Annotated in this window: 23 protein-coding genes, 1 tRNA gene and 2 pseudogenes; 15 read left to right on the top strand and 11 right to left on the bottom strand. The window is 68.3% G+C overall.

Features of this window, described 5'->3' with window-relative positions:
- The 4 genes from ACJ9NR_RS40755 to ACJ9NR_RS40740 are packed head-to-tail and all read left to right on the top strand — an operon-like array spanning window position 1 to window position 3675.
- Window positions 1-870 carry a hypothetical protein gene (locus tag ACJ9NR_RS40755; RefSeq protein WP_412512840.1) on the top strand — a complete coding sequence of 290 codons (870 nt, stop codon included), beginning with the start codon at window positions 1-3 and terminating at the stop codon, window positions 868-870.
- Window positions 870-2489, top strand: coding sequence for a carbamoyltransferase family protein (locus tag ACJ9NR_RS40750; RefSeq protein ID WP_412512839.1), 1620 nt, complete (start codon window positions 870-872; stop codon window positions 2487-2489). The genes ACJ9NR_RS40755 and ACJ9NR_RS40750 overlap by 1 nt, the downstream gene beginning before the upstream one ends.
- Before the next feature lie 30 nt (window positions 2490-2519).
- Window positions 2520-3002 carry an NUDIX domain-containing protein gene (locus ACJ9NR_RS40745; RefSeq protein WP_412512838.1) on the top strand — a complete coding sequence of 161 codons (483 nt, stop codon included), beginning with the start codon at window positions 2520-2522 and terminating at the stop codon, window positions 3000-3002.
- Between the two features lie 37 nt (window positions 3003-3039).
- Window positions 3040-3675 (top strand): HAD-IA family hydrolase, encoded by a 636-nt coding sequence (locus tag ACJ9NR_RS40740; RefSeq protein WP_412512837.1) that lies wholly within the window; start codon window positions 3040-3042, stop codon window positions 3673-3675.
- 66 nt (window positions 3676-3741) lie between these two features.
- Here the strand turns inward: ACJ9NR_RS40740 and ACJ9NR_RS40735 are convergent, their stop codons facing one another.
- The 6 genes from ACJ9NR_RS40735 to ACJ9NR_RS40710 all read right to left on the bottom strand — a co-directional run bounded on the left by ACJ9NR_RS40735 (window position 3742) and on the right by ACJ9NR_RS40710 (window position 6395).
- A complete protein-coding gene (locus tag ACJ9NR_RS40735; RefSeq protein WP_412512836.1) occupies window positions 3742-4329 on the bottom strand; it encodes a hypothetical protein in 588 nt (195 codons plus the stop codon).
- Between the two features lie 86 nt (window positions 4330-4415).
- Entirely contained in the window at window positions 4416-4826 is a 411-nt protein-coding gene (locus ACJ9NR_RS40730) for a hypothetical protein (protein ID WP_412512835.1), read from the bottom strand.
- Window positions 4827-4898: 72 nt separating this feature from the next.
- Entirely contained in the window at window positions 4899-5249 is a 351-nt protein-coding gene (locus tag ACJ9NR_RS40725) for an SH3 domain-containing protein (protein WP_412512834.1), read from the bottom strand.
- On the bottom strand, window positions 5249-5584 hold the full coding sequence (locus ACJ9NR_RS40720; protein ID WP_412512833.1) for a hypothetical protein: 336 nt from the start codon (window positions 5582-5584) through the stop codon (window positions 5249-5251). The genes ACJ9NR_RS40725 and ACJ9NR_RS40720 overlap by 1 nt, the downstream gene beginning before the upstream one ends.
- A gap of 53 nt (window positions 5585-5637) precedes the next feature.
- Window positions 5638-6036, bottom strand: a complete 399-nt coding sequence (locus ACJ9NR_RS40715; protein WP_412512832.1) for a hypothetical protein — start codon at window positions 6034-6036, stop codon at window positions 5638-5640.
- Window positions 6024-6395, bottom strand: coding sequence for an SH3 domain-containing protein (locus tag ACJ9NR_RS40710; protein ID WP_412512831.1), 372 nt, complete (start codon window positions 6393-6395; stop codon window positions 6024-6026). Before ACJ9NR_RS40710 ends, ACJ9NR_RS40715 begins: the two co-directional genes overlap by 13 nt.
- A 546-nt stretch (window positions 6396-6941) precedes the next feature.
- On the opposite strand from ACJ9NR_RS40710, the gene ACJ9NR_RS40705 reads away from it, so the two are divergent.
- Window positions 6942-7697, top strand: coding sequence for an IclR family transcriptional regulator (locus ACJ9NR_RS40705; RefSeq protein WP_412512830.1), 756 nt, complete (start codon window positions 6942-6944; stop codon window positions 7695-7697).
- A 173-nt stretch (window positions 7698-7870) separates the two neighbouring features.
- Here ACJ9NR_RS40705 and ACJ9NR_RS40700 read toward each other — a convergent pair whose 3' ends face one another.
- Window positions 7871-8086 (bottom strand): hypothetical protein, encoded by a 216-nt coding sequence (locus ACJ9NR_RS40700; protein ID WP_401440852.1) that lies wholly within the window; start codon window positions 8084-8086, stop codon window positions 7871-7873.
- An 843-nt stretch (window positions 8087-8929) separates the two neighbouring features.
- Here ACJ9NR_RS40700 and lexA point away from each other — a divergent pair.
- From lexA to ACJ9NR_RS40680, 4 genes are all read left to right on the top strand, one after another.
- Window positions 8930-9601 (top strand): transcriptional repressor LexA, encoded by a 672-nt coding sequence (gene lexA / locus ACJ9NR_RS40695; RefSeq protein WP_412512829.1) that lies wholly within the window; start codon window positions 8930-8932, stop codon window positions 9599-9601.
- A gap of 57 nt (window positions 9602-9658) precedes the next feature.
- Window positions 9659-9735 (top strand) — tRNA-Trp (locus ACJ9NR_RS40690).
- Between the two features lie 145 nt (window positions 9736-9880).
- On the top strand, window positions 9881-10378 hold the full coding sequence (locus tag ACJ9NR_RS40685; protein ID WP_412512828.1) for a hypothetical protein: 498 nt from the start codon (window positions 9881-9883) through the stop codon (window positions 10376-10378).
- Between the two features lie 142 nt (window positions 10379-10520).
- Window positions 10521-11054 (top strand): hypothetical protein, encoded by a 534-nt coding sequence (locus ACJ9NR_RS40680; RefSeq protein WP_412512827.1) that lies wholly within the window; start codon window positions 10521-10523, stop codon window positions 11052-11054.
- Window positions 11055-11299: 245 nt separating this feature from the next.
- On the opposite strand, the gene ACJ9NR_RS40675 is transcribed toward ACJ9NR_RS40680, so the two are convergent.
- A complete protein-coding gene (locus ACJ9NR_RS40675) occupies window positions 11300-12307 on the bottom strand; it encodes a DNA polymerase Y family protein (protein ID WP_412513007.1) in 1008 nt (335 codons plus the stop codon).
- 554 nt (window positions 12308-12861) lie between these two features.
- Here ACJ9NR_RS40675 and ACJ9NR_RS40670 point away from each other — a divergent pair.
- The 3 genes from ACJ9NR_RS40670 to ACJ9NR_RS40660 are packed head-to-tail and all read left to right on the top strand — an operon-like array spanning window position 12862 to window position 16321.
- Complete coding sequence (locus ACJ9NR_RS40670) at window positions 12862-13998, top strand: ABC-three component system protein (RefSeq protein ID WP_412512826.1); 1137 nt, start codon at window positions 12862-12864, stop codon at window positions 13996-13998.
- Window positions 13995-14477 carry an ABC-three component system middle component 2 gene (locus ACJ9NR_RS40665; protein ID WP_412512825.1) on the top strand — a complete coding sequence of 161 codons (483 nt, stop codon included), beginning with the start codon at window positions 13995-13997 and terminating at the stop codon, window positions 14475-14477. The genes ACJ9NR_RS40670 and ACJ9NR_RS40665 overlap by 4 nt, the downstream gene beginning before the upstream one ends.
- Window positions 14474-16321 (top strand): hypothetical protein, encoded by a 1848-nt coding sequence (locus ACJ9NR_RS40660; RefSeq protein WP_412512824.1) that lies wholly within the window; start codon window positions 14474-14476, stop codon window positions 16319-16321. The genes ACJ9NR_RS40665 and ACJ9NR_RS40660 overlap by 4 nt, the downstream gene beginning before the upstream one ends.
- 155 nt (window positions 16322-16476) lie before the next feature.
- Here the strand turns inward: ACJ9NR_RS40660 and ACJ9NR_RS40655 are convergent, their stop codons facing one another.
- Window positions 16477-19917: a DNA polymerase III subunit alpha gene (locus tag ACJ9NR_RS40655; protein WP_412513006.1), complete on the bottom strand. Its 3441-nt coding sequence runs from the start codon at window positions 19915-19917 to the stop codon at window positions 16477-16479.
- Between the two features lie 291 nt (window positions 19918-20208).
- On the opposite strand from ACJ9NR_RS40655, the gene ACJ9NR_RS40650 reads away from it, so the two are divergent.
- The gene (locus ACJ9NR_RS40650; RefSeq protein WP_412512823.1) at window positions 20209-20445 is read left to right on the top strand and encodes a hypothetical protein; all 237 of its coding nucleotides are present in this window, start codon (window positions 20209-20211) and stop codon (window positions 20443-20445) included.
- Between the two features lie 46 nt (window positions 20446-20491).
- A complete protein-coding gene (locus ACJ9NR_RS40645; RefSeq protein ID WP_412512822.1) occupies window positions 20492-21373 on the top strand; it encodes an ATP-dependent DNA ligase in 882 nt (293 codons plus the stop codon).
- Window positions 21374-21572: 199 nt separating this feature from the next.
- On the opposite strand, the gene ACJ9NR_RS40640 is transcribed toward ACJ9NR_RS40645, so the two are convergent.
- Complete coding sequence (locus tag ACJ9NR_RS40640) at window positions 21573-21833, bottom strand: hypothetical protein (RefSeq protein ID WP_412512821.1); 261 nt, start codon at window positions 21831-21833, stop codon at window positions 21573-21575.
- Between the two features lie 149 nt (window positions 21834-21982).
- Window positions 21983-22189, bottom strand: a pseudogene (locus ACJ9NR_RS40635) (hypothetical protein); the annotation flags it as partial.
- Window positions 22190-22523: 334 nt separating this feature from the next.
- Here ACJ9NR_RS40635 and ACJ9NR_RS40630 point away from each other — a divergent pair.
- Window positions 22524-23047: pseudogene (locus tag ACJ9NR_RS40630) on the top strand (IS5 family transposase); the annotation flags it as partial.
- Window positions 23048-23066: the final 19 nt, after the last annotated feature.

Below are 23066 nucleotides of genomic sequence, written 5' to 3'. Positions count from 1 at the left end.
GTGGCAGACCAAGCTCCCGTACTGGTCCTGGACGGCCCGCCCGGAGCGGGCAAGACGTCCCTGCTTGCCCGCATGGTGTGCGCCCTGGGCGACGAGGCCATGTGGTTCACCGAGCCCAACGCCCGCCTCGCCACCGGCCTCCACGCGCCCGTGCACCCCAGCCCGGCCGGACACACCCTGTGGTTCCTGCGGCACGAGCTGGACAAGGCCCGCGCCATGCAGCCCCTGACCGCCGACCCGGCAACGAGCCTGCTCATCTCCGACCGCGACCACCTCGGCGCCCTGGCGTACTGCTACGCCACCCGGGCCGAGGACTCCCTGCCCTACCGCACCGCCCGCGACTTCTACGCCCGCCGCATCGCCCCGGAACTGCCTGAGACGGTCCTCACCGCGATCCTCCTGGTCAGCCCCGACCAGAGCCTCACCCGTCGAGGCCGGGTCGCTGAACTGCCGCGCTGGAAGCAGTGGTTCGACACCGGGCTGCTGGAACGTCTGCACACCTTCTACAGGGAGATCGCCCCCACGCTGTGCCCGACCCCACCGGCGATCATCAACACCGACGGTGCCACCCCCGAGGCGGTCCTCGCCCAGGTCGCCGGCGTCCTCGCCGACGCCGGCTTCGCGCAGAGCGCACGACGTCTCACCACCGCCCAGACCCCGGATCCGCGGCCGCCGCTGGCCGACGAGTTCGCCGACGCCTACACCCAGCTCGGCGGCCTGGAGGCGCTCGGGCACCCCTTCACCCCGCCGATCCCTCACCGCGGCAGCACCGTCCAGCTGTGCCAGCTCGGCGCACTGCACCGCGACCCGTCCGGCCGGACCCGGCTGTGGGACCCGCTGAGCGGGCCCGCCGTACGAAGGGCCGCGTGATGAGCCGCACCAAGCGCTGCGTCGTCGGCATCAACCTCGGACACGACGGCGGCGCCGCCGTGATCACCGACACCGTAATGGTCGCGATCGGCGAGGAACGCCTCAACCGCACCCGCTACAGCCCCGGCTTCGAAGCCTCCCTGCTGTACTGCCTGCGCGCAGCCGGCCTCCAACTCAGCGACGTCGACCTTGTCGCCGTCAGCGGCATCGGCCACACCCCGCCCACCCGCGCCGAGGCCGGCCTTGCCCACCTCGGCATCGACGAGAGCCGGATCGTCCCGGTCGACCACCACCTCAGCCACGCCTACACCGCCTACTGTCTCAGCCCGTACGAGGAGGCGACCGTCCTGGTCGTCGACGGCGGCGGCAACAACAACGACACCGAGACCTACTACCGCGCCACCCCACACGGCATCGAGCGCCTGGGCGGCAACCCGCCCACCCGGCCGCGCGCGGCCGGAATCGGCGCGACCTACGAGGCCTTCACCAACTGGCTCGGCTGGCACGAACAGGAGGCCGGCAAGACCATGGCGCTCGCCTCCTACGGCGACGCCGACCGCTACCACGCCCCGCTGTTCGACGTCGTCGACGCCACCGTCCACGGACGCCTCACCCGCACCCATGCGCCCGGCATCGCGGAACTCGCCGAACGCACCGGCTTCGACTTCGGACCGTGCGACAGCCGCGGCGAGCACGAACTCGGCAAACACGCCGCCGCCTACGTCCAGGACCAGACCGAGCGCGCCCTCTGCGCGCTCGCCGAGCAGACCATCGCTGCCACCGGGCTCGGCAACCTGTGCTTCGCCGGCGGCGTCGCCCTCAACTGCGTCGCCGCCGACAAGATCCGCCGCCTGGACGCGGTCACCGGATACTTCGCCCCGCCCGCCGCATCCGACCGCGGACAGGCCCTCGGCTGCGCCCTGTACGCCTGGCACCGCCTCACCGGCGACCTGCCCAGGCGGCCTCTGACCAGCGACTACTTCGGCCGCGACTACACCGACAAGGAGATCGAGCAGGCACTGAACCGCGACCCCCGATCCGGCCTGGTCGAACGGCGCCGGACACCCTTCAGGTGGCGCCGGGAGAGCGACATCGCCACAACCGCCGCCCAGATGATCGCCGACGGAAAGATCATCGGATGGTTCCAGGGCGGCAGCGAGCTCGGCCCCCGCGCCCTGGGGGCCCGCAGCATCCTTGCCGATCCCCGCACCACCGCAAGTTCCGACGCCCTCAACCGCAGGATCAAGCACCGCGAGTCATTCCGGCCATTTGCGCCGGCCGTCCTCGCCGACCACGCCAGCACCTGGTTCGACCTCGACGTGGCCAGCCCATTCATGCTGCTGGCCCCGCCGGTCCGCCCCGACCACACCGACAAGATCGCCGGAGTCGTCCACGTCGACGGCACCGCGCGCGTCCAGACCGTCGACCCAGCCGCCGCGCCCCTCTACAGCGCCCTGATCGAGCGCTTCCACCAGCTCACCGGCGTGCCCGTCGTCCTGAACACGTCCTTCAACGACCGCGAGCCCATCGTTGAGACACCCGCCCACGCGCTCGCCACGCTCCAGGCCTGCGACCTGGACGCGGCGTGTATTGGCGAGTACCTGGTCGAGCGGTCCTGACGTCCCCTCGGGACTGCCACACTGGAGGGCATGACGACCTCCACCCCGCCGCTGAGGGAAGCCGCCCGCGCCATCGTCCTCGACGATGACGACCGCGTCCTTCTCCTGCGCTACGACGAGAACGGCGGGTTCTGGGCGACCCCCGGTGGCTCCCTGGAGGACGCAGACCAGGGAGACCACGCCGCGGCGGTGCTCCGCGAGATGGGCGAAGAGCTCGGTGTCCTCCAGGAGGCGATCGAGCTCGGGGACCAGCTCGCGGAGCGCAGCAAGGAGCACCTGGTCGGCGGGCGCGAAGTCCGCCAGGTGGAGAAGTACTTCCTTGCCCGGGTCCCCGCGGCCGCCATCGACCCGGCCCGGGCGTCGCAGCCCGACAACATCCGCGAGCACCGGTGGTGGACCCTCGCCGAACTGAGCGCCACGACCGAGACGGTCTACCCGATCGGTCTCGCCGGCCTGGTCACCGGCGTCCTCGAACACGGTGCTCCCGTGCGCCCCGTCGTCCTGGACGGATGATCCCGCCTCGAGCGGTCCGGAAGATCAGACTGCAGGCATGACTGAGGACCACTCGGCCCGCCCTTCCTCGCCGTATGACGCCGTACTGTGCGACGTCGACCGCGTACTGCGGCACTGGCCCGCTGACGACGACATCGAGCACGCGCACGGACTGCCCCGCGGCGCCATCGCGACGGCGGCCTTCGCCCCGGCACGCGTCCACCCCGCCGTCACCGGGGCGATCACCGACGAGCAGTGGCGGTCCGCGGTGGCCGCAGATCTCGCCGAAACCTACGGATCACCGGAGCAGGCCTCCGCAGCCGTCGCCGCCTGGACCGAGCTCGCCCCGCTCGTGGACATGGAACTGGTAGCCCTGCTCACCCAAGTGCGGAAGGTCGCCTCCGTAGCCCTGGTCGCCAACGGAACCACGCGGCTGGAGCAGGACCTCGCCCAACAGGGTCTCGCCGATCTCGCCCACACGGTGGTCAACTCCGCCCGTATCGGTGTCGCGAAACCTGACCCCCGGTTCTACCGCATTGCCGCCGAACGCGCCGGAACCAGGGCCGACCGGTGCCTCTTCATCGACGACACCGAAGCCAATGTCACTGCGGCCCGCAACGCGGGGATGGTCGGCCACCACTACCGCCAATTCGATCAGCTGCGCACGGCGCTTGCTCCGCTGCTCGCCCAGTAGCAAACGCGGAGCGGACCCCGGCGAGTGCCGGGGTCCGCTGTGCTCGGCTGTTGCGCCGACCGGGGTTCAGTTCTTGACCTGCCACTTCAGTGGGTCGTTGTAGTAGCCCTGGGTCAGCTCGACCGTGGAGGCCTTCTGGCCCTCGGGGACCAGAAAGACGTTGCAGATCTTCGCCGACTGCCCTCCGCTCAGCTGCTTCTCGGTGTCCGATGCCGGGCAGTTCGGCCACTTGGCCTGTCCCATAAGGACGATGAGGGCCTTGGTGCGCTGACCCTTGTCCGTCGCGACAACAAGGTCGTCGTCCATGTCGCCCACGGTCATGGCCGCGCCGCTTTTGTGGGTGAGGGTGGCCCACACGTACACGGGGACCTGGGGGCCGTCGCTCTTGTCCAGCTGCAGGCCGGACCCGTCCACTTCGGCCTTCGTCCCGGTCTGCACCTTCGTCGGCGTGACCGTGAAGGTGGCACCCTTGGACTTCTGCATGGTGGATTCCTGCGGCGGACTGGCCTCGCCCAGGCGATAGACCGACTTGCTGTCCGCCGACTGGGTCTCGGAACCGCCCTGGTTTTTCACCGATTCCGAGTTGTTGCAGCCAGTCAGCGTCACTGCCAGCGTCACAGCACCCGCTGCCACACCCGTGATGCGCGTTCGCATGCGCATGTTCCTCGCTTTCCCCGTTTATCGTTCCCGTCGCCTTCGCCGGGCACCGCCATGCCGGCGGTCTCCGAGCGCAGCTCGGCTCAGGCGTGGGCCGACACACCGCGCGGAATGCGCGGCAGCCCGGTGACGGCTGGCCCCTCGACAGGCGGGAGGACGGATGCGGAAGCCCAGCGTTCGAACTGGCCGTCCCGTACGACCGGATAGATGAACTTGAGGCCCGAGATCGCGCTGGCGTCCGCCATGAGGTTCAGGAGGTTCACGATCAGCACGTCACCTCGGTCCCGGGCGCACACGGCTGCCTCCTGCCACCAGGCACCGGTGTCCTCCACGGCGTCAGCTTCCGGGACGTCGAGACAGACCATGATCCTTACATTGCCCGGGTCGGCCCACCGTCCTGAGGGGGCCTGGACGGGTTCCTGGCGGACGCCGACGATGCGGTCCGCGCGAACGAGTTGACCGCTGGCCAGCCTGATCCATGTGGCGTTGAGCATGGAGTCTGCTCCTTCGGTGGCACGTACACCGCCGGGCAGGCCCGCAGTGGACCCGCCCGGCGGCACTTGGCATCAGTCGGCGATGTACTTGCTGGCCACCCAGCCCGTACGACCGTCCTGCGGGCCGTTGAGCACGTAGACCCGCATCCAGCCGGCCTTCTTGGCCTTGCACTTGACCTCGACGCCGTCGCCCTTGTGCAGGAGTCCGAGCGCGGCGTAGTTCGTACCGGGGCCGGCCCGGAACTTGGTGTTCGTGGTCGGATACGTCCACCAGTAGCCCGCCGGGTACTTCTTCCCGCAGGCGGAGGTCCCGACGACGGCCTTCGTCGTGGCCGCCTCAGCTGACCCCGCGAGCACGGGGACGACCAGCGTGGCGGCGGCCACGGCGGTCACCATCGTCTTCCGCATGGTTGCGCTGGCCATCAGACTGCCCGCGGGTCGGCGCACGCGAGCTTGACCCAGCCCTTCTTGGCAGTCTTGCCGTGGTGCCAAGTGCCCCACCAGTAGCTGATGTTGTCGTTCTTGTCGAGCCACGACTTGGTGATGTGGCCGTAGTCCGAGCCCTTCTGGTACACGTACATCACGTGCTTGCCCTTGCCGTTCGGCTTGGTACGCACGTCGGCCTTCTTGCAGGTGATCTGCTGGTTGAAGGAGTCGGCCGCCGAGGCCTGCGGCGCGATCGCCGAGACGCCCACACCTGCTGTGAGAGCGAGACCCAGCCCAGCCGCGGCCGTGGCGCGGCCCATGAGTGTCTTCATTGTTTCGTCCTCGCTATTACCTGCGGATGCTGCTCCGGGACACGGAGCAGTTCTCACCGCTCGAACGTGTGCCAGACCGAGCACTGCGTGGGCTTGTGCTTGCCCTTCACCGCGCAGACCCGCATTTTGAAGACCACTCCGCGGTAGAGGGTCGGGGTCTTCCAACTGCCCTGGCCGTTGGCCTTCGTGTCCTTGACGTCGACGACGAAGTAGCCGTCGCGGTTGGTGCGGACCTGAGTGATCGCGCTGTAGCCGTCCCGCCGGAGATCATTTGCGTAGACGTGGCCGTTGTTGGAGTTGTAGAAACCCTCGGCACGCCCGTGCTGGGACGTCCACCAGCCGGAGCTGTTGGCGGAGGCGGGCGTGGTAGCCAGGCCTCCGACGAGTCCGATGCTCAGAGTCGCCACGATCGCGGTGGCGCGGGCGCGCGGGCTGTTGATCAGCCGGTGCACGAAGGGTCCTCCGGGATGCACGTGCCGGTGTCGTCGGCCGACGTGTGGAGGAGGTCGCTGCGGATCCATCCGGTCTTGCCCTTGGCATTGCCGGTGGTCATCTTGACCTTGTACCAGATGCCGCTGTCGATGACCTTGACGTCCTTCTCAGAGCACCGGTTGCCCTTGTAGGCGATGCCCACCGTCGTGGAGCTGGTGGAGGCCTTCGAGCGGACCTTGGCGGAGGACGCGGTGACGTAGCAGCCCTTCGCGGCGGCTTGCCCTGTGGCGGCCTGCGCGGCGCTGGCGGTCGCGACCAGGCCGGAGCCCGCCAGAGCGGCCGTCAGCGAGAGAGCCCCTATTGCTATTCGTGCGCGCACGTGTTCCCCGTTCGATGTTTCTGGCACTCCCGTGAATGCCTTTGCGTTCGGGACGAGACGGAAGTCAATTGAAGTCTCTTGTGCATGTCAACTTTTTACGCATTCCGAAAGATGAGTCGTCTCTGAGAGATTTCGCGTGGCGTAAATACCCAGTTCAAGACCCTTGGAGGCACCTATTTTTACGCCGGGCGGAACGGGCTCTTTTCGCGTGGCGCAATAACCGCCCGCAATGCCAGGTTTGATGCGATGTAAGCGCTCTCGCCTTTTCGTGTGCCGGATGTACGATGCACCTGAGACCCGAGTGGTTGATCAAGCAATCAAGGGGGTGGTCGCCAGGCGCGGGCCGAAGCCGTGGCCCGATGAATGAACGCCAGAAGGGTCGACAGGCCCGACGGGGACAGCCGCTCAACTCGGACATGGAGAAAGCGGCTTGCATGGCGAGGGAAGACCACCTTGTTCAGCAGGGCAAGCAACACGACCGATGGAGAACCGACCACCACAGATTCACGACCAGCGGGCGGAACCGCGCACGCCCAACGGGTCAAGATGGTCGAGAGAGCATTCACGCTCCTCGACGGGCCCGCACACGGGCCCAGCGAAATCGCCGAGGTCACCGGCCTCAGCGTCACGGCGGTGTACCGCATTTTGCAGTCCGGAATCCCCAGCATGTACTTCGTGCAGCTGCCCGGGAGGAAATACCGCCTTGGCCCCGGCGCGGCCAAGATAGGCATGCAGGCAATGGTGCACACACCGGGCACCGAGACGTCCCACCCACTCCTGGAACAGCTGAGCAGCGCCCTGGACGCCATGGCGATGCTGTGGGTGATCTCCCCGTACGGCGGCCCCCGCCGAGTGCTGGCCGACTACGCACCCGGCCGGTACGACCTGGATGCGCTGGGCCTGACCGCCGACCAACTGGTGGCCGTGGGCGGCTCCTTGCGGGTCGGACCGTCCGGCCGGGTGATCGCGGCGCACCTGCCTGACCCCCTGGTCGACAGCGTGCTGACCGATGCCGTCCCCGCAGGCGCCGGCCCTGGAGTGCTGGGAGAAGCCGACGACTTCCTGGCGTCGCTGCCGGAGATACGGGACGCCGGATACAGCCTGGGCCGCGAGGAGATCGCCGGATGGGGTGAGGTCGCCGCCCCCGTGCTGTGGGGCGACGCTGTCTACGGCGCGATCAGCTCGCTCAAGCCGTCCTCACTGCTGAAGGACACGGGGGGCGCGATCAAACGGACGGTGGCAGCCGCCGACCGGTTCAGCTTGCTCGTGTCCAGCGGGGGACTGCCTCACCTGATCGGATGACGGGCAGGTGCGAGACGGTCCGCGCCCACGCGCTCGCGCCTTGCGCATCCGCTCGGCCCAGCCGACCGCATTCCACGGCTTCGCCGACGAAACAGCCGCACGCACCCCGGCGCCGGGCCTCTCTCAACCTGAGAGTGGACCCGGCGCCGGCCTCGTACTGCGCGAGGCAGCGTTCAGCGGCGGACGTGGATACGGACCTGGACCGTCCCGCCCGTGGCGGCCGCCGCGGCTCCGAGTCCGATCACAGGGGCTAGGTAGTCGCTGTTGCCGCTGAGGGTGAGCACGATGACGGCGATGATCGTGCCCAGCACGGATAACGCGCTGATCCAGGTGAGCGCCTTCGCCGTGGTCGACGAAGGCACCGAGGGACTACGGTCGGTCTGAGTCACGGGGATGTACTCCTCCAGTTCCGGGGATCTTCTGTGACCCGGGGAGAAGCCGGCCGGACCGGCGTGACGGGCTGTCCAGCCCGGCTTCCCCTCGGGAGATGGTGCAGTCGGACCGGTGCGCGCGCCGGCCTGACACAGATCGAAGCCGAGCACGCTGCGGGCCAACACCCCCTTCGGGCGACGGACTCCGCTAACACCGTTAAAGATCGTTTGAGTGCGCCGTCATCGAAGCACGGTCATGTCGCGTGCGAACCAGCTCTATGAAGGTGGCCGTGAAGTGGCCACGCTTCGCCGAGATGTCCGTGAAGTGGCCAAGGAATGGCCACGGTTCGGCATTGACATATTTCTCGACCCTGGTTGGCCGGAGCGCCCAGGGCCTTGCCCCCCCTTCTGTGTTGGCAGTCCGATGGAACGCCGAGACCGCCTCGGTCACGAGCCCCCTCGGGCGTGAACCCTGTGAACCGTGCACGCGAAGCGCGAGAACCCGTGATCCGTCCACGTGGAGTGATCGAAGCACCTGGTGGTGCGCGAGCGGTGGTCTCTGCCGCAAGTGGGGTGAAGTGGGGATCAGCCCGCCACGGCGTCGAATTGGGGAGCTTTACACCGAGGCCTCCCAGTCCCGGAAGCCCGGTACGCCCCTCTTCGCGGCCGGAGGCACGCCCATGAAAGTGGGGCGAAGTGGGGGACCACTGACCCTTGACAAGGCGGTGGCACGACGAGCTGGAGATGCTGCGCCGCACAGACCTGCACGTTCTTCTCCGAGGACGCTGAAACACTGTTCCTTTTACGACAGATGGCGGGTTATGGTCGCGCTCTGCGAGATCGTGTACGGAGGTGCCCCGGATGGAGAACGCCGCGCCCGCACGCCGAGGTCGTCCACCGGGCATCCGGACAGCCGAGGGGGAGCTGACCACCCGCCAGGCGGCGATCGTCCGGTGCATCACGGAGGCGGTCCGCCGGCAGGGCTACCCGCCGTCGATGCGGGAGATCGGCAAGGCCGTGCACCTCGCCAGCACGTCCTCGGTCGCCCACCAGCTGATGGCCCTCGAGCGCAAGGGCGTCCTCTACCGTGACCCGCACCGTCCCCGCGCCTACCGCGTGAGACCTTCGTGGGCACCCGACCTGGGGGACCGGGGAGAGGCGCCCGTCGACGTGCCGCTCGTCGGCCGGATCGCCGCCGGCGCACCCCTGCTTGCCACGGAGTTGGTCGAGGACGTCTACTCCCTGCCCCGCCAGGTCGTAGGCGACGGTGATCTGTTCGCCCTGACGGTGTCCGGCGACTCGATGATCGACGCAGCGATCTGCGACGGCGACATCGTGACCGTACGCCGCCAGGACAGCGCCGACCACGGGGACATCGTCGCCGCGCTCCTGGAGGACGAGGCCACCGTCAAAGTGCTGCGCCGCCGGGACGGGCAGGTGTGGCTGCTTCCCCGTAACCCCGCCTACAAGCCGATCCCCGGTGACCAGGCTCAGATCCTCGGCAAGGTCGTCGGCGTCCTGCGCGTGCTCTGAGGTGCCGGAAAACCCTTGGAGATCCGCCCGCTGGTCCTGCCAAACTTGACGCACCGAAGGGGTGTAGCTCAGATGGCCAGAGCGCCGGCCTCCAAAGCCGGATGCCGCAGGTTCGACTCCTGCCGCCCCTGCCACGGCAGCGTCACCGGGCCCTCCGCCACGGACGCGAAGCCTTCCCGCAGGCCCGGGCCGCAGCGGAATCCGGAAACGGCCTCTGCCGCCTGCCCCGCCGCGAGACGATGACTTCGTTCCTCGAATACCGGTGTTCACGGAGGCTTCATGTCCATGGTTGTGCTCGCCACCGACCACGTCCACGATCATGGCGGCGATGACCGACGGAGCTGGGCCACTCCCACGGAGGACGAAGAGGAGCGGGAGGGCGCGGTCGTCGGCCTGGTGACGCAGCTCTACGACACGGTCCTGGACGACTGCCAGCCGTGCCGCCAGCAGCTCATGGATGTCCTTAAGGACGACCCGGCGACCACCGGCATCCTGGTTCACTGGGCCTGCCTGGTCACTGCGGAGACGTACGGGGAACTGCCCGAAGTCCTCATGGAGGGGAGCGAGCCGGCCGACGCGCCCTTTCACCCCACCGCAGCGTTCCGGAAGGTGGCCCAGGCCTACGCGGCCAACTGGGGCACTGCCAACGGGGCGACGGGGGCAGTGTGTGAGGCCTGCGCGGGGTGTACGTCCGAGGAACGGCTCGCGGCGGCGACGACGGCGCTCGAACTCCTCGTCGGGTTCGCAGAGTTCGACGTCGACTTCCTCTACCAGTGACCGGACAGCCGATGCCCCTCGCCGAGTTCGTCGGCACCCCGCTCCCGCGCTGAACACCTGTCCGTCCGGCGTGAGCGGCCGGTGCGGCTGGGCCGATAGCCTTGGTCAAGTTCGGGCGGCCTACGGGGGGAGGACCGCGAAGATGAGCGAGGGGATCATGGCGAACTTCCTGCGACGACGGGCCGACAAACGGCTCCTGGGCCAGCAGAGCCACACCTTCAACGCCGCCAAGGCCTTCCAGGACGCGATGTACTCCCTCGGCGTCGCCATGGTTCAGGACTACCGAGCGGGCAAGAGCGAGGAAGAGATCGTCAAGGAGGCCGCCTTCGCCCTCCCCGAAGCCGACGGCCGTACGCTGTTGCACTCCTCGCTGCTGATCCACGGCGCCCTGGACGCGTTGGAGCCGTGGATGCGCGAGCCGGACGGCCTGATCGTCGTCTTCCCGCATGGCACCCGGGCGGCGACGATATCCGCAGGCTGGGACAACGAAGACGAGGCCGCGCGTCGGCGGCGGCTCGCCGGCCTGGACGAAGCTCTGCGGGCCGCCGGAATCGGCTACCGCGACCCTGAGACGAAGCAGCCGCTCACCGTGCAGGACCTGATCCTGGACGAGCGGAGCTCCCCCGAGCTCTACCTTCTCGACTCTCCCGATCTCGTGGAGTCCGTGCCGGTCTGACCCGTGGTCATCCGGGAGTCGCGGCTGCCGCGGTTACAGGCACTTCACCCGGAGACCGCGCGCGTCCGGGGCGGATGTGGCACCGTTGACTTCAGGCTGGGCCCGTCACTCCCCCCGTGGTGGCGGGCCCAGCCTTCTCTCCGCCAGCCAGTACCCGCTTCACCGGGACGGTGACGATCCGGGCCCGGCCTGCTCGGTCGAGTGATCGACCATCGAGGCGAAGGGAAGCCGTCTCGGATCTGCCGTCAGGCAGTAGGGCGACGGGAGTTGACGGCGAGGACAGCGGGATAGAGCACCTGGCGCCCGAAGCGGGCGCGGGCACGGTCGGCGACGGCTTCGAGTGCGAGAGGCTTGTCGTCGCATGCGTCGAGGGTGAGCTGTCGGGTAGCCAGGTCGTCCGGCCGAAGGGTCTCGGCGCGAAGCGCGATCGTGCGGACTCGCGCGCGCTGGAGACCGAGAGAGTCGTAGACCGTGTACGCCGCGCGGGCCAGGAGCACGGTGTGCTGGGTCGCCTCGGACAGGACACGGCTGCGGCGGGTGGAGCTCCGGTCGGCATAGTGGATGGTGCAGGTCAGGCCGCTCGCGATCTGGCCGGAGGCACGCAGCCGGGCACCGAGGTCGTCGGCGAGAGCGAGCAGGGCACGCCGGTGGGCGGCCGGGTCGAGCTCGTCGCGGTCAAAGCGGTACTCGCTGCTGATGCTCGCCGGAGTAGGGGTGGGGTCGACGACCTGAGTGTCGCGGCCCTGGGCGTGTTCGTGGAGGGCTCGGCCGGCCCGGGCGCCGAGTAGCCGTTGCAGCGTGAGCTGGGGGACATCGGCGACGTCGCCGACGGTGTGCAGCCCGTACTCGCCGAGCGTCGCGGCGGTCCGCGCGCCCACACCGGGCAACTCGTGGACCGGACGCGGGCGCAGGAAAGCGGAGATCGCCTCGGGGGAGTCGACGACGACGGTGCGCTGCCCGGGCGGGGTGAGGGCACAGGCCATCGCGGCGAGCATCCGGTTGGGGCCGCACCCCGCCGAGCTGCGCAGGCCGAAGTAGGCGAGCGCACGCAACTGGACCAACTCGGTCAGGCCGCGGGCGTCCCGCTTCCAGTACGGGATCGCTCCAGTGAGGTCGAGGGCAGCCGAGTCCGGTCCGATCATCTGCACGCGGGGCGTGACGTTCTCCAGCAAACGGCGCAGCCCCTCGGGGAGTTCGGCTTCCTCGACGCCCGGAACGTCGAAGCGGAGGTGGAGGAGGTGGCGTCCACGCATCGTGATCACCCCGCACTTCCCTCATTCACCAGACGCCTCAGACTGTCTCGCCGCGTCAGGGGCAGAGCTTTGATGCCGGGTCCGCCGGTGCGCAGCAATCGCTCGCAGACGCTTCGTGGCATGCCGCCCACCTCCAGTTTGACGAGGATTCGTAGTTGGCACCGCGGCATCGCGCTGACCAGCGCATGTGCCAGATGCGCGTCCTGGGAGTGGCGCCGAGCTCAGAAAGATAGTTGGCACTTACGTACAGGTAGGGTTCGCGCGCGTACGCCCGTCGAGCCCCTGACCAGCAGACTTCCGAGTCCGAGACCCGCCGGTGCCAACTACCCCTCTTTTGTGCCAACTACGAATCCTCGTCTCATCCAGCCGCAGGGGTAGCCTGGCTCGCGGACAATATATCGAACTTAATTCGAACACTGCGATTCTCGTTCTGCCACCGGACCAAGCTCAACCGTGCACGTTGCGTTCCCGAGCCTTCACGATGAGCAAGCCGGGATGATATGAGTACGTTGCGTGATCTTGCGTGACGGCTCAGTGCCGGGGGGCGGTGGAGTGTGGCTGGGGAGCTGAAGCCAGGCAGCGATGGGGCGAGGCCTGTCTTCGAAAACATTCCGGAGCCGGAGTCGCCTCCGGTGGTGGTCACCACTCCGCAGGGCGCTCCTACTTTCACCCCGCAACAGCTCCTGGCCCACGTCTACAAGGCCGACGACTGGGAGGACTTCACCGTCGAATGGGTCCGGGCATTCGGCCTGTGGAACGCGCGCCCCTACCTCCAGGTGAAGAGAATGGGCGGGGCTGGCGACCGAGGAGCGGACGTCGCGGCCTGCCTGACTCCGCAGGGCACCGCCGGCGAGTGGCACTGCTATCAGTGCAAGCACTACAGCAAGGCGCTGACACAGAGCGATGCGTGGCCCGAGATGGTCAAGATCTTCACGGCGAAGGTGCTGGGCGAGTACGAGCTGCCCACCCGGTACGTCTTCGTGGCACCGAAGATCGGCCAAACCCTCGATCGGCTCCTCCTCCACCCCCCGAAGCTGAAGAAGGAATTCCTCGAAGCCTGGGACAAGACGGACTCCAAACTCGGGACAGACCTTGACCCGGCCGTACGCCAGGCGGTCGGGGACCGTGCTCGGCAGACGGACTTCTCGATGTTCGAGGCCGCGGATATCGAGAACATCCTCGAGTTGCACGCGACAACCCCGTACCACGTATGGCGCTTCCCACAGCAGCTCAAGCCGCGTCGGGCTGCCGATCCGGCGCCCGCAGAACAGAGGGCTGACGAGGCCGTATACGTGCAGAAGCTCCTGGACGTCTACAACGAGAAGTACGGCCTCAGCCTGGAAACCCTTGCCCAGGCGCGCGAGCACGAGCGGATCAACCGGCACCTGTCCCGACAGCGAGAGGCGTTCTTCCACGCAGACGCGTTGCGGGTCTTCGCCCGAGAGAGCGTCCCCGAGGCCACCTACAAGAAGATCGAAACGAACCTATACAACGCCGTGGTCGACATAGAGGACCGCGACTACAACTGCGGACACGACCGCCTGGACGCCGTACTGGACGCTGCCGCAGCCCACCAGCCCAACCCACACAACATCCTCGCCCCCGTCGTGGAAGTCCTCGACCTCAAAGGTCTCTGCCACCATCTGGCGAACGACCACAAGCTGACCTGGTGCAAAGAGGAGTCCGCGTGAATCCTCTCAACAGCCCCCTGGAAGTCGGCGTCCGCGCCCTGGTTCTGCTGTCCGAGACTTTCCCCCGCCGCCTGGACGTCGCCCAGCTCGTCTACCTCGACCACGCGATGCTCCACAGCGGCGACCTCACCGACGGCCCGTCCAGCCTCCACCCAGACCTTCCTGTCGGCCCAGGCGAACTCGGCATGCGCCGGCGTCTCATCGAACAGGGGCTCGTCGTGCTGATGCGTGCCGGCCTCGCTGACATGACCGCCACCGACGACGGCTTCCTCTACGGGGCCACAGAGGAGGCAGCCAGCTTCCTCAACGTCTTGGAAGCCCCCTACGTCGGGCTGCTCACGGAACGGGCCTCCTGGCTAGTCAGCACCTACATGCACGAAGAAACGGACGTCCGCGACGGCATGAAGCAGATCACCCAGCGCTGGTTCGACCGCCTCACCGCTGACACTCCTCACCCAGCCGAAGGGGACGTGCTGTGAACAGGCTGACGCTGGTACACCTGACATTCCTCGGAGTGGGCAAGCCTCCCGCGACCGTTGAGTTCAGCCCGGGCCTGACGGTCATCTACGGCGCTTCCGAGCGTGGCAAGTCCTACGTCGAGAAGTCCGTGGACTACATGCTTGGCGCAAGCGAGCTCAAGCCCATCCCGGAGGACAAGGGCTACAGCCGCATCCTGCTCGGGCTTCGAACAGACGACGGCAGGATACTGACCCTCTCCCGTGGGCTCGCGGACAGCACCATCGACGTGTTCCACAGTGATCTTCGCCAGCTCACCACGGCGCCGGCCGACGCCACGCTCAGCTTCAAGCACAGCTCAACCTCGCAGCGGAACATCTCCCGATACCTCCTCAAGGTGCTGGGGATCGACGGACTGAAGATCCTCCGGAACTCACGCGGCGAAGTACGGCTGCTCAACTTCCGGGATTTGGCTCGGCTGGCAGTCATCAACGACTCGCGTATGGGCGGCGAGCGGTCCCCGGTCCTCACTACAGGGCTACCGCAGAACGAGACCGGCGAGAAATCAGTCCTCAAGCTCCTCCTCACCGGGCAGGACGAACCAGTCGGCCCGACCGCGCCCGGAACTGTGGAGAAGAAGGTCGGCAAGGGTCAGGTCGAGATCCTCGACCGCCTTATCGACGACAACCGTGCAAAGCTCACCATCGACGCGAATCAGCCCGAGCTACGTGAGCAGTTGGCCCGCCTGCAAAGCTCACTGGACAACGCCACATCCCGATCCGGTCAGCTCATGGCATCACGATCCGCGCTCGTGCAGCGTCGCCGCGTCATCGAAGCAGGCGAGAGCGCCAATCAGCAGCGCGCTAGCGAAGTGCGTCAACTTCTAGCCCGGTTCGCACTGCTGCGGGAGCAGTACGAATCGGACCTCGAACGCCTGCGCATGGTCGGCGAAGCAGGGAATCTCCTGGGCTACTTCCAGACCGGCACCTGCGTCTTTTGTGGTGCAGAACCAGAGCATCAGCACCCTGGGCATCACCTGGCTGAGACAACACAACTGGTGGCAGCTGTTGCCGCCGAGACCCGGAAGACCACCGAGCTGCACCGCGACCTTCTCAGCACGATCGAAGACCTTGACGCTCAAACGGAAGATTTGAACGCGGAGAGCGCCCGCCACGATGACCAGCTCACAGGCATCGACAGTGAACTGCGTGCACTTGAGGAGCAACTCGAACCACTCACGACAGACACCAGCGAGGTCCTGGCAGTTCGCTCACGCCTGGAGCAGGAGCTGGCCATCCACGCCCAGATCGAGCAGCTCGAAGAGATGAAGGCATCACTGTCGAATGGCCTGCCAGCCCCGGCGCCGGCCAGGCCGGACGGCATTCCCGCTGCCGACGTCTCAGACTTCGAGCAGGCGATCCACCAGACGCTTCAGGCCTGGCACGTCCCCGGAGAGAATCGCGTCATCTACAACCCGACCAGTGCAGAGATCGCGGTTGACGGGCGCCCCCGGGGGAGCCGAGGCCAGGGCATGCGGTCCATCATCCACGCGGCTTTCGTCGTAGCGCTGGCACGCCGCAACAAGGCCCGCGGCCTGATCCACCCCGGATTCGTAATGCTCGACTCACCGGTCGTCACCTTCCGACAGGCCGAAAACCGGGAAGCCGATCCAGAACTGATGACCTATGACGTCGTCGAGCACTTCTACCGAGACCTGCTCGACGACCCTCCGGGGCAGGTCATCATCATCGAGAACGGCACTCCGCCCGCCGCCATCACCGAACGGGCCAGGATCTATGCCTTCAGCGTGGACGGCTCAGAGCGTCTCGGCTTCTTCCCACCACAAGATCAGCCATCTGCGGACTGACCGTAGATCCGGTTCGGCGAGTGCCAGTCACCACCCGCAAGAGGCCTCCAGGCCGACGGCTGTCCAGGACAGCCACACTGTGGCCTGTTCGGGGGCAGTGGTCGACAGAGGACACCCCCCGCGGGTGGGCGTCGGTGTGTCGTGTGAGACACGTATCAGCCCGGAGAACCGGGACTCCGGTGCCCCAGCCGCCGCAAGTCTGCAGACCGGGTACCGGCGGGCTGGAGGTCGGCGTACGGGTGGAGGCGGGCGCCCGCGGTGCCGTCGGCAAGGGTGCGCTGCGGCGCCGCTGGTTGGGCAGCCGGGGTGGGGGCCGGGTCGGTGCGGCCGAGCAGGTCGAGGGCGGCTTGGGGGCCGTGGTCACGGCGGGCGGCGGCCACCTCGTCCAGGTCCCAGGCCATCTCACCGACCACCGTACGGCGCGCGCCGCGGGACTCGACGGTACCGCGCACGAGCAGCAGGCCGGAGTGGAACACGGTGTGCGCGCAGGCCTCGTGGGAGTTCTCGAAGAAGGCGAGATCGACCAGGCCGGTGCCGTCCTCCAGGGTCACGAAGATGATCCTCTTGCCGGACGCGATCGGCGGGGTCTGGGTGGAGGCGCGGACTCCCGCGACCAGGACCTTCTGTCCGGGGATCATGCCCCGCAGGTGCGCGGCAGTGGTCGCGCCGAGCTCGTTCAGCAGCCGGTGGTGGTGCTCCATCAGATGATGGGTGACGTCGATCTGGAGCGTGTCCAGCTCCGCGCCGAGCTTGTCCCGGCTGGTCATCTCGGGCAGCCCGCTCGGGGTAGAGGTCACCAGCTCGCCGCCGAGCGGCAGTTGGCCGTCGGTGGCGGTGCGGGCGCGGGACTGCCGGTGGAGCTCGGTCGCCTGCAGCAGGAGATCCCGCCGGGTGAGGTCGCCTCGGAGCGGTCCGAGCGCGCCGATCCGGATCAGCCGCTGCGCGATCGGCAGGGAGGGGCGGGCGCGTTGCCACAGGTCCTGCAAGCCGGTGTAGGGCTGGCCGGCCACGAGCCGTGTGACCTCACCCTCGCTGATCCCTTTGATGTTGGAGAAGGCAAGGCGCACGCCCCAGCCCTGCTCGGTCTGTTCGACCATGTGCGTCGCTTGGGAGTGGTTGACGTCGACGGGCAGGATCGGCACGCCGTGGCGGCGGGCATCGGACACGACGAGCCGCCGCGGCCACATCCCGGGATCGTGCTCCAGGAGCCCGGCGTACAGGAACGCCGGGAACCTTGCTTTCAAAAAGGCGCTCTGAAGCGCAGGAACAGCAAATGCGACAGCGTGCGCCCTGCAAAATCCATATGCCCCGTGGCTGGCGATGGTCTCCCAGACCTCGTCCAGCACGGCCGTGCTGTAGCCGCGCTCCCCAGCCGTACGGCGGAACCACTTCTCGACGCCGGGCAGCCGGTCGGGGTCGGCGAGGGCGCGGCGGGCGAACTCGCCGGCAGCGCGATCGCAGCCGGTCATCTGTGCGAACGTCGCGATGATCTGCTCGTGCCAGATGGTCACGCCGTACGTATCCGACAAGATCGGTTCCAGGTCCAGGTGCGCGTACCGCGGCGCCGCGCCGTGGCGGGCCGCTATGAAGAGAGCGGGCATGCCCCCAGCGACCGGACCTGGACGGAACAGCGAGATGTCGGCGATGACGTCCTGCATGTGCCGAGGCTGCAGCCTGGACAAAAGATCTTGTTGCCCAGGTGACTCGAGCTGGAACAGGCCCACGGTGTCCGAGGCCTGGATCATCTCGAAGGCCAGCCGGTCGTTGAGGTCGACATGGTCGGGATTGTCGAGATCGAGGACTTTCCCGGTGGCGCGGCGGATCTCCGCGACAGCGTGAGCCATCGCACTCTGAAGACGGATTCCGAGCACGTCCAGCTTCAGAAGGGCGTAGCCGCCGAGCTCGATGTCCTCCTTGTCGGCCTGCACCATCGGGTAACCGGCCGGGGTCGGCTGCACCGGCACCCGGTCCAGCAGGGACGCGTCGGACAGGATCACCCCGCAGGGGTGCATGGCGTAGCCGCGGGGCAGCGCGTCCAGGCCCTCGGCGAGCTCCCACAGCGGCCCGAACTTCTCTGCCTGGGAGGCGAGTTGCCGCAGCTCCGGCAGCTCCGCCAGTGCCGCGCGGATGTCCCGCGCCCTGATGTGCGGAAAGCTCTTGGCGATCTCGCCCACGACCTGGGGCGGAATCCCGAGGGCAAGCCCGGTGTCCCGCAGGGCGTGCCTTGCCCGGTAGGTCTCGGGCATGCCGGTGACCGCGGTCCGCTCTGTGCCGAACCGCTTGATGATCGCGTCGTACACCTCCAGGCGCCGCTCGGACTCCACGTCGAGGTCGATGTCCGGGAGCGACGTACGGCGCTCGTTCACGAACCGCTCGAACAGGAGATGATGATCAAGGGGATTGGCTGTGGCGATGAACAAGGAGTGGTTGACCATGCTCCCGGCGCCGGAGCCGCGCGCGGCTACCCGGATCCCCAGCGCCCGGGTATCGGCGACCACCTGGGCCACGGCGAGGAAGTAGGCCTCAAAGCCGGTGAGCCGGCCGATGACTTCGAGCTCGTAGTCGAGCTGTCGTACGGCGCGTTCGTCGCGGTCCAGGCCGCGGGCGACCATCCCGGCCTCGCAGCGCTGCCTCAGCAGCCTCATCCCCGAACCGGGCTCCGGGCCCGCGCCCACGACGGACGGCTCGGGGAAGTGAGGGGTGCCCAGGCCGAGGTCGGCCGGGGTGAGGGTGCAGGACTGTCCGGTGGCCTCGGTCTCGGCCAGCAGGCGTACGGCGCGGGCGGACTCGTCGCCGACGGCCTGGGCGATCCGCTCGGCGACCGCGGACATGGCGGCCGGGCCCTTCAGCCACCGCTCCCCGCCGTCCAGGTGCCGGCGGTCGACGGGCCGCAGCAGCCGGGCGGCGTCGAGCACGTCGGCCAGCCGGTGCTGGCCGGGGTCGGCGTAGCGGACGGCGTTCGTCAACACGGTGCGTACGCCGAGCTGGTCGGCCAGGCCCACGGTGCGCGCGGCCAGACGCAATGATCCCGCGCCGGTGCCATCCCGGCCCAGATACACGGTCTCCAGCCGCAGACGCTCTCCAGCCAGCTCCCGCCACGGCGCGAGCAGTTGCTCGGCGACATCCGGGCGGCCGGCGGACAGCGCCCGCACCGGCTCGGAGGAGGGTCCGAGCAGCACCACCAGGTCCTCGTCGGCGTACGCGCGCAAGGCCGGCCAGGACACGACCGGCGCCGCGCCGTCTGCTTCGGCATGCGCGGCGGACACCAGGCGGCACAGCCGCGCCCACCCGGCCGCGTTCTGCGCGAGCAGGGTGATCCGCAGCGGCGGTTCCAGCACGTGCGCACCGCCGCGCACTGGCGTACGAGGTCGTACGGCGGCCGGGTCCGGCGGGGTGAGCGGAGAGACGGCGACATCGACGCCGAAAACGGGGCGGACGCCCGCGGCCACGGCGGCGGTGGCGAAGCGGACCGTGCCCGCGACGGTGTCCCGGTCAGTCAGTGCGAGCGTCGTCATCCCGCGCTCGGCGGCCCGCTGCACGAGGCCGTCGGGGAGGGAGGCTCCGTAGCGGGCGGCGTATCCGGAGGCGACGCGCAGATGAGTAAATCCACGGCTTCCACCTCCCGTCTTTCGCTTGCCGTCCCTCCCTGATCTGTGTCCTCTCCAGGTATCCCACGATACTCCGAATTCGCACAAGTGTGCGAACGGGTGGTCTGGTGCTGTCGTTCGCCTCGCAGCGGGCGCAAGGACCGGGCGGGCCCTTGATTCATGGGCCCCGGGAAGCGCGCGTATGACGTGCCTCTCACTTCCCAAGTTGGTCTACGGAAACGGCGTCATTTGGACGGGAAGGGGTGAGGCCGGCGCTCGCCCGGCCCGGAGAGGCACTCCATGCCCCAGCTCTTCCACAACCTCGCGCTCCTCGCGGCGCTGGCCAGCCTCGCGGTGATCGCCCTCAGCTCGTTCGCGCTGGACGCCGGCGACGAGCTCACCGCAGACCAGGCCCGCGTCCTGTGCGCCGCGATAAGGGCCATCGAGCACGTCGCGATCTCCTATGGCACCGCCCTGGCCGCCCAGGACGCGCCGCTCACGCTGGTCGTGAAGGCGGTGACGCTCCTCCTCGGGTAGCGCCGCTGCACATGCACGGGCGCCGCGGCGGCCGGAGTCTGATCGTGTGGACTTTCCCGTCGACGTCGCACTCGCCGAGCTCGTCCCGACCTTGCCGGTCGGGCCGGGCTGGCGGTACGAGATGAAGTTCGACGGCCACCGGACCGTCATCTGGCGGGACGCGGAGACAGTCCGGCTCCAGGCCCGCTCCGGGCGGGACGTCACGCCGGTCTGGATGGACCTGGCCCTTGCTGCGCTCGACATGCTCCCGCCGGGCCTGGTCCTCGACGGAGAGGCAGTGATCTACGCCCACGGCAGGATCGATTTCGCGGCCGCGCAGTCGCGCGCCCTGTCCACTCCGGCCCGCGCGCGCCGCCTCGCCGAGGACCTGCCCGCTCATTTCGTGGCGTGGGACGTCCTTCTCCACCCCGAGCATGGCGATGTCCGGGGACAGCGGTACGACGACCGCCGTGCCCTACTCGTCGATCTGCTGGAGGCGTACGACGTCAAGCCGCCGATCCAGCTGGTCCCGATGACCGACGACCCGGCAGTGGCCATGACCTGGTACCAACAGCTCCCGGAGCAAGGCATCGAGGGCATCGTGGCGAAGCAGGCCACCTCCGTTTACAGGACCACAGGCCGGGTCTGGAAGAAGATCAGGCATGCCGAGACCGTGGAGGCCGACGTCGTCGGCTACACCGGGCCGGCCGCGCGGCCGAGGGCACTCGCGGTCCGGCTCCCCGACGGGCGTGTGGCGCTCACCCAGTCCCTCAAGGCGCCGCTCGCGGCTCAAGTCGCGGTGCACCTCGCGGCGAGCGGCCCGCCGCGCGGCACGCGCACCCGGGCGGGGGAGCCCTACACCACGGCCGCTCCCGGTCTGGTGGTTGAGGTTCTGGCCGGGACGACCCGGCACGCCGTGGTGACGGTGACCCGGCTCCGCAGTACGTGAACCGGCCGTGCGTCTCGGGCGCGAGGGACGCGACCATCTTGATGCGCGTCGATGTCGTCCCCTGCGGAGTGGCGGATGTTGCCGGGGCCGGCGGTCATACGACTTCCGCGTCGGCTTCGTGCCCTGCGTCGTACCCGATGTGCTGGTGCCGGTGGTCGCACGACCACCGGCACCAGCACTCAGAGATCACGGGCGGCCTTCAACACCCCTGAGAAAGGGACGAACACGTGGGTACCGAGCCGCCGTCGGGCGGGTCAGCCGCCCCCGAAGGCGCGGCCGCCAGTCCGATCGACACCAGGACCGCCGCGACGGCCGCGGCCGACATGATCGCCGTTCCCAGGTCGCCGGTGGCCGGAACCTCGGTACTGCGCTTCTTCGTGTGGAAGTACACGGCGGCGAAGACGATTCCCGACACGATGAGGATGAAGAGCAGGCCGGGAGTGATAGCGAGGATGGTCATCGGACGGCCGGCGTCTCCATCAGCTCGGCAAGGCCGACGGCATCGCGCGATCCGCAGGGGCCCGTGACGGCACTCACGTCCGTTTCTGCTGGTCGGGGCGATTGTCGTAGGCGTCGTGTAGCTTCAGGAATGTCAGTCAAGGGTTCCTCCTACTGCCGGTACCAAGGGGTTGGAGGACCCGGGACACGCCGGGAGCCCTGGTGCGCGGCCAGCCGCCAAGCAAAGTCCGCACATCCAGGGCTCCTTGGGCGTGCGCCGCGAGTCCCTGCACACCTGACGTTACTGGCAGGGTCTGACAATGCCGTGTCCGTGCCCGGCACGACACCGGCGAAGGACCGGTCACCGCCTTCCACGGCCACGAGTTGTAGCCATGAGTGACTGAATCGGCCCAAATGGGCTGCACGGTCACCAGGCGTGGCGGAAACCGAGCTTCGGACCTTGTTGTAGAAAATGAAATAGAGGTCGATGCCCTCGATCTCGTTCCGTACGTGCAGGGCACGTTGGCCGCCGGCGTCTCGCCTTCGCCCTGGTGGTGACAAGGAGGAGGCCCGCCGGGTCCGTGCGGGGGCGTCCTGATACTTATGCCGGCCGTCACCGCCGACACCTAGAACGCCCGCAGCCTTAGAACTCCTAACAGAATTGCACTTCTCGCCTTGGAATGCCGGTTCCTGATGGCGCGTTAGCCTTCACATGAGGAGGGGTGAGCAGCTTCCGTGGATCGTGTCCGATGAGCTTTGGGCGCGGATCGAGCCGTTGCTGCCGGTCGTTCCGCGCCGCCCGGATCACCCGGGGCGCAGGCGTCTGGATGACCGGAAGGTGCTGTCGGGCATCCTGTTCGTGCTCTACACCGGGATTCCGTGGGAGTTCCTGCCCCAGGAACTGGGCTTCGGTTCCGGCATGACCTGCTGGCGGCGCCTGCGGGACTGGAACGACGCCGGTGTCTGGCAGCGTCTGCACGAGTCGCTGCTGGCCGAGCTGCACGCCGCCGGTGCGCTGGACTGGTCCAGGGCGGTGATCGACGGTTCCCACGTGCGGGCCATGAAGGGCGGCCCAAAACCGGACCGAGCCCGGTCGACCGTGCCCGGACAGGCTCGAAGCACCATCTGATCACCGAAGCGCACGGCATCCCGCTGGCGGCGTCACTGACCGGCGGGAACCGCAACGACGTCACCCAGCTCATGCCGCTGATCGAGGCCGTCCCACCGGTACGGGGCTGTGGACGTTCACGTATTT

The sequence above is a fragment of the Streptomyces sediminimaris genome (assembly GCF_047049295.1).
In the GTDB taxonomy this organism is placed as follows: domain Bacteria; phylum Actinomycetota; class Actinomycetes; order Streptomycetales; family Streptomycetaceae; genus Streptomyces; species Streptomyces sediminimaris.
Note: the sequence above shows the minus strand (reverse complement) of the source record. Positions and strands in the feature narration are given on the sequence as shown.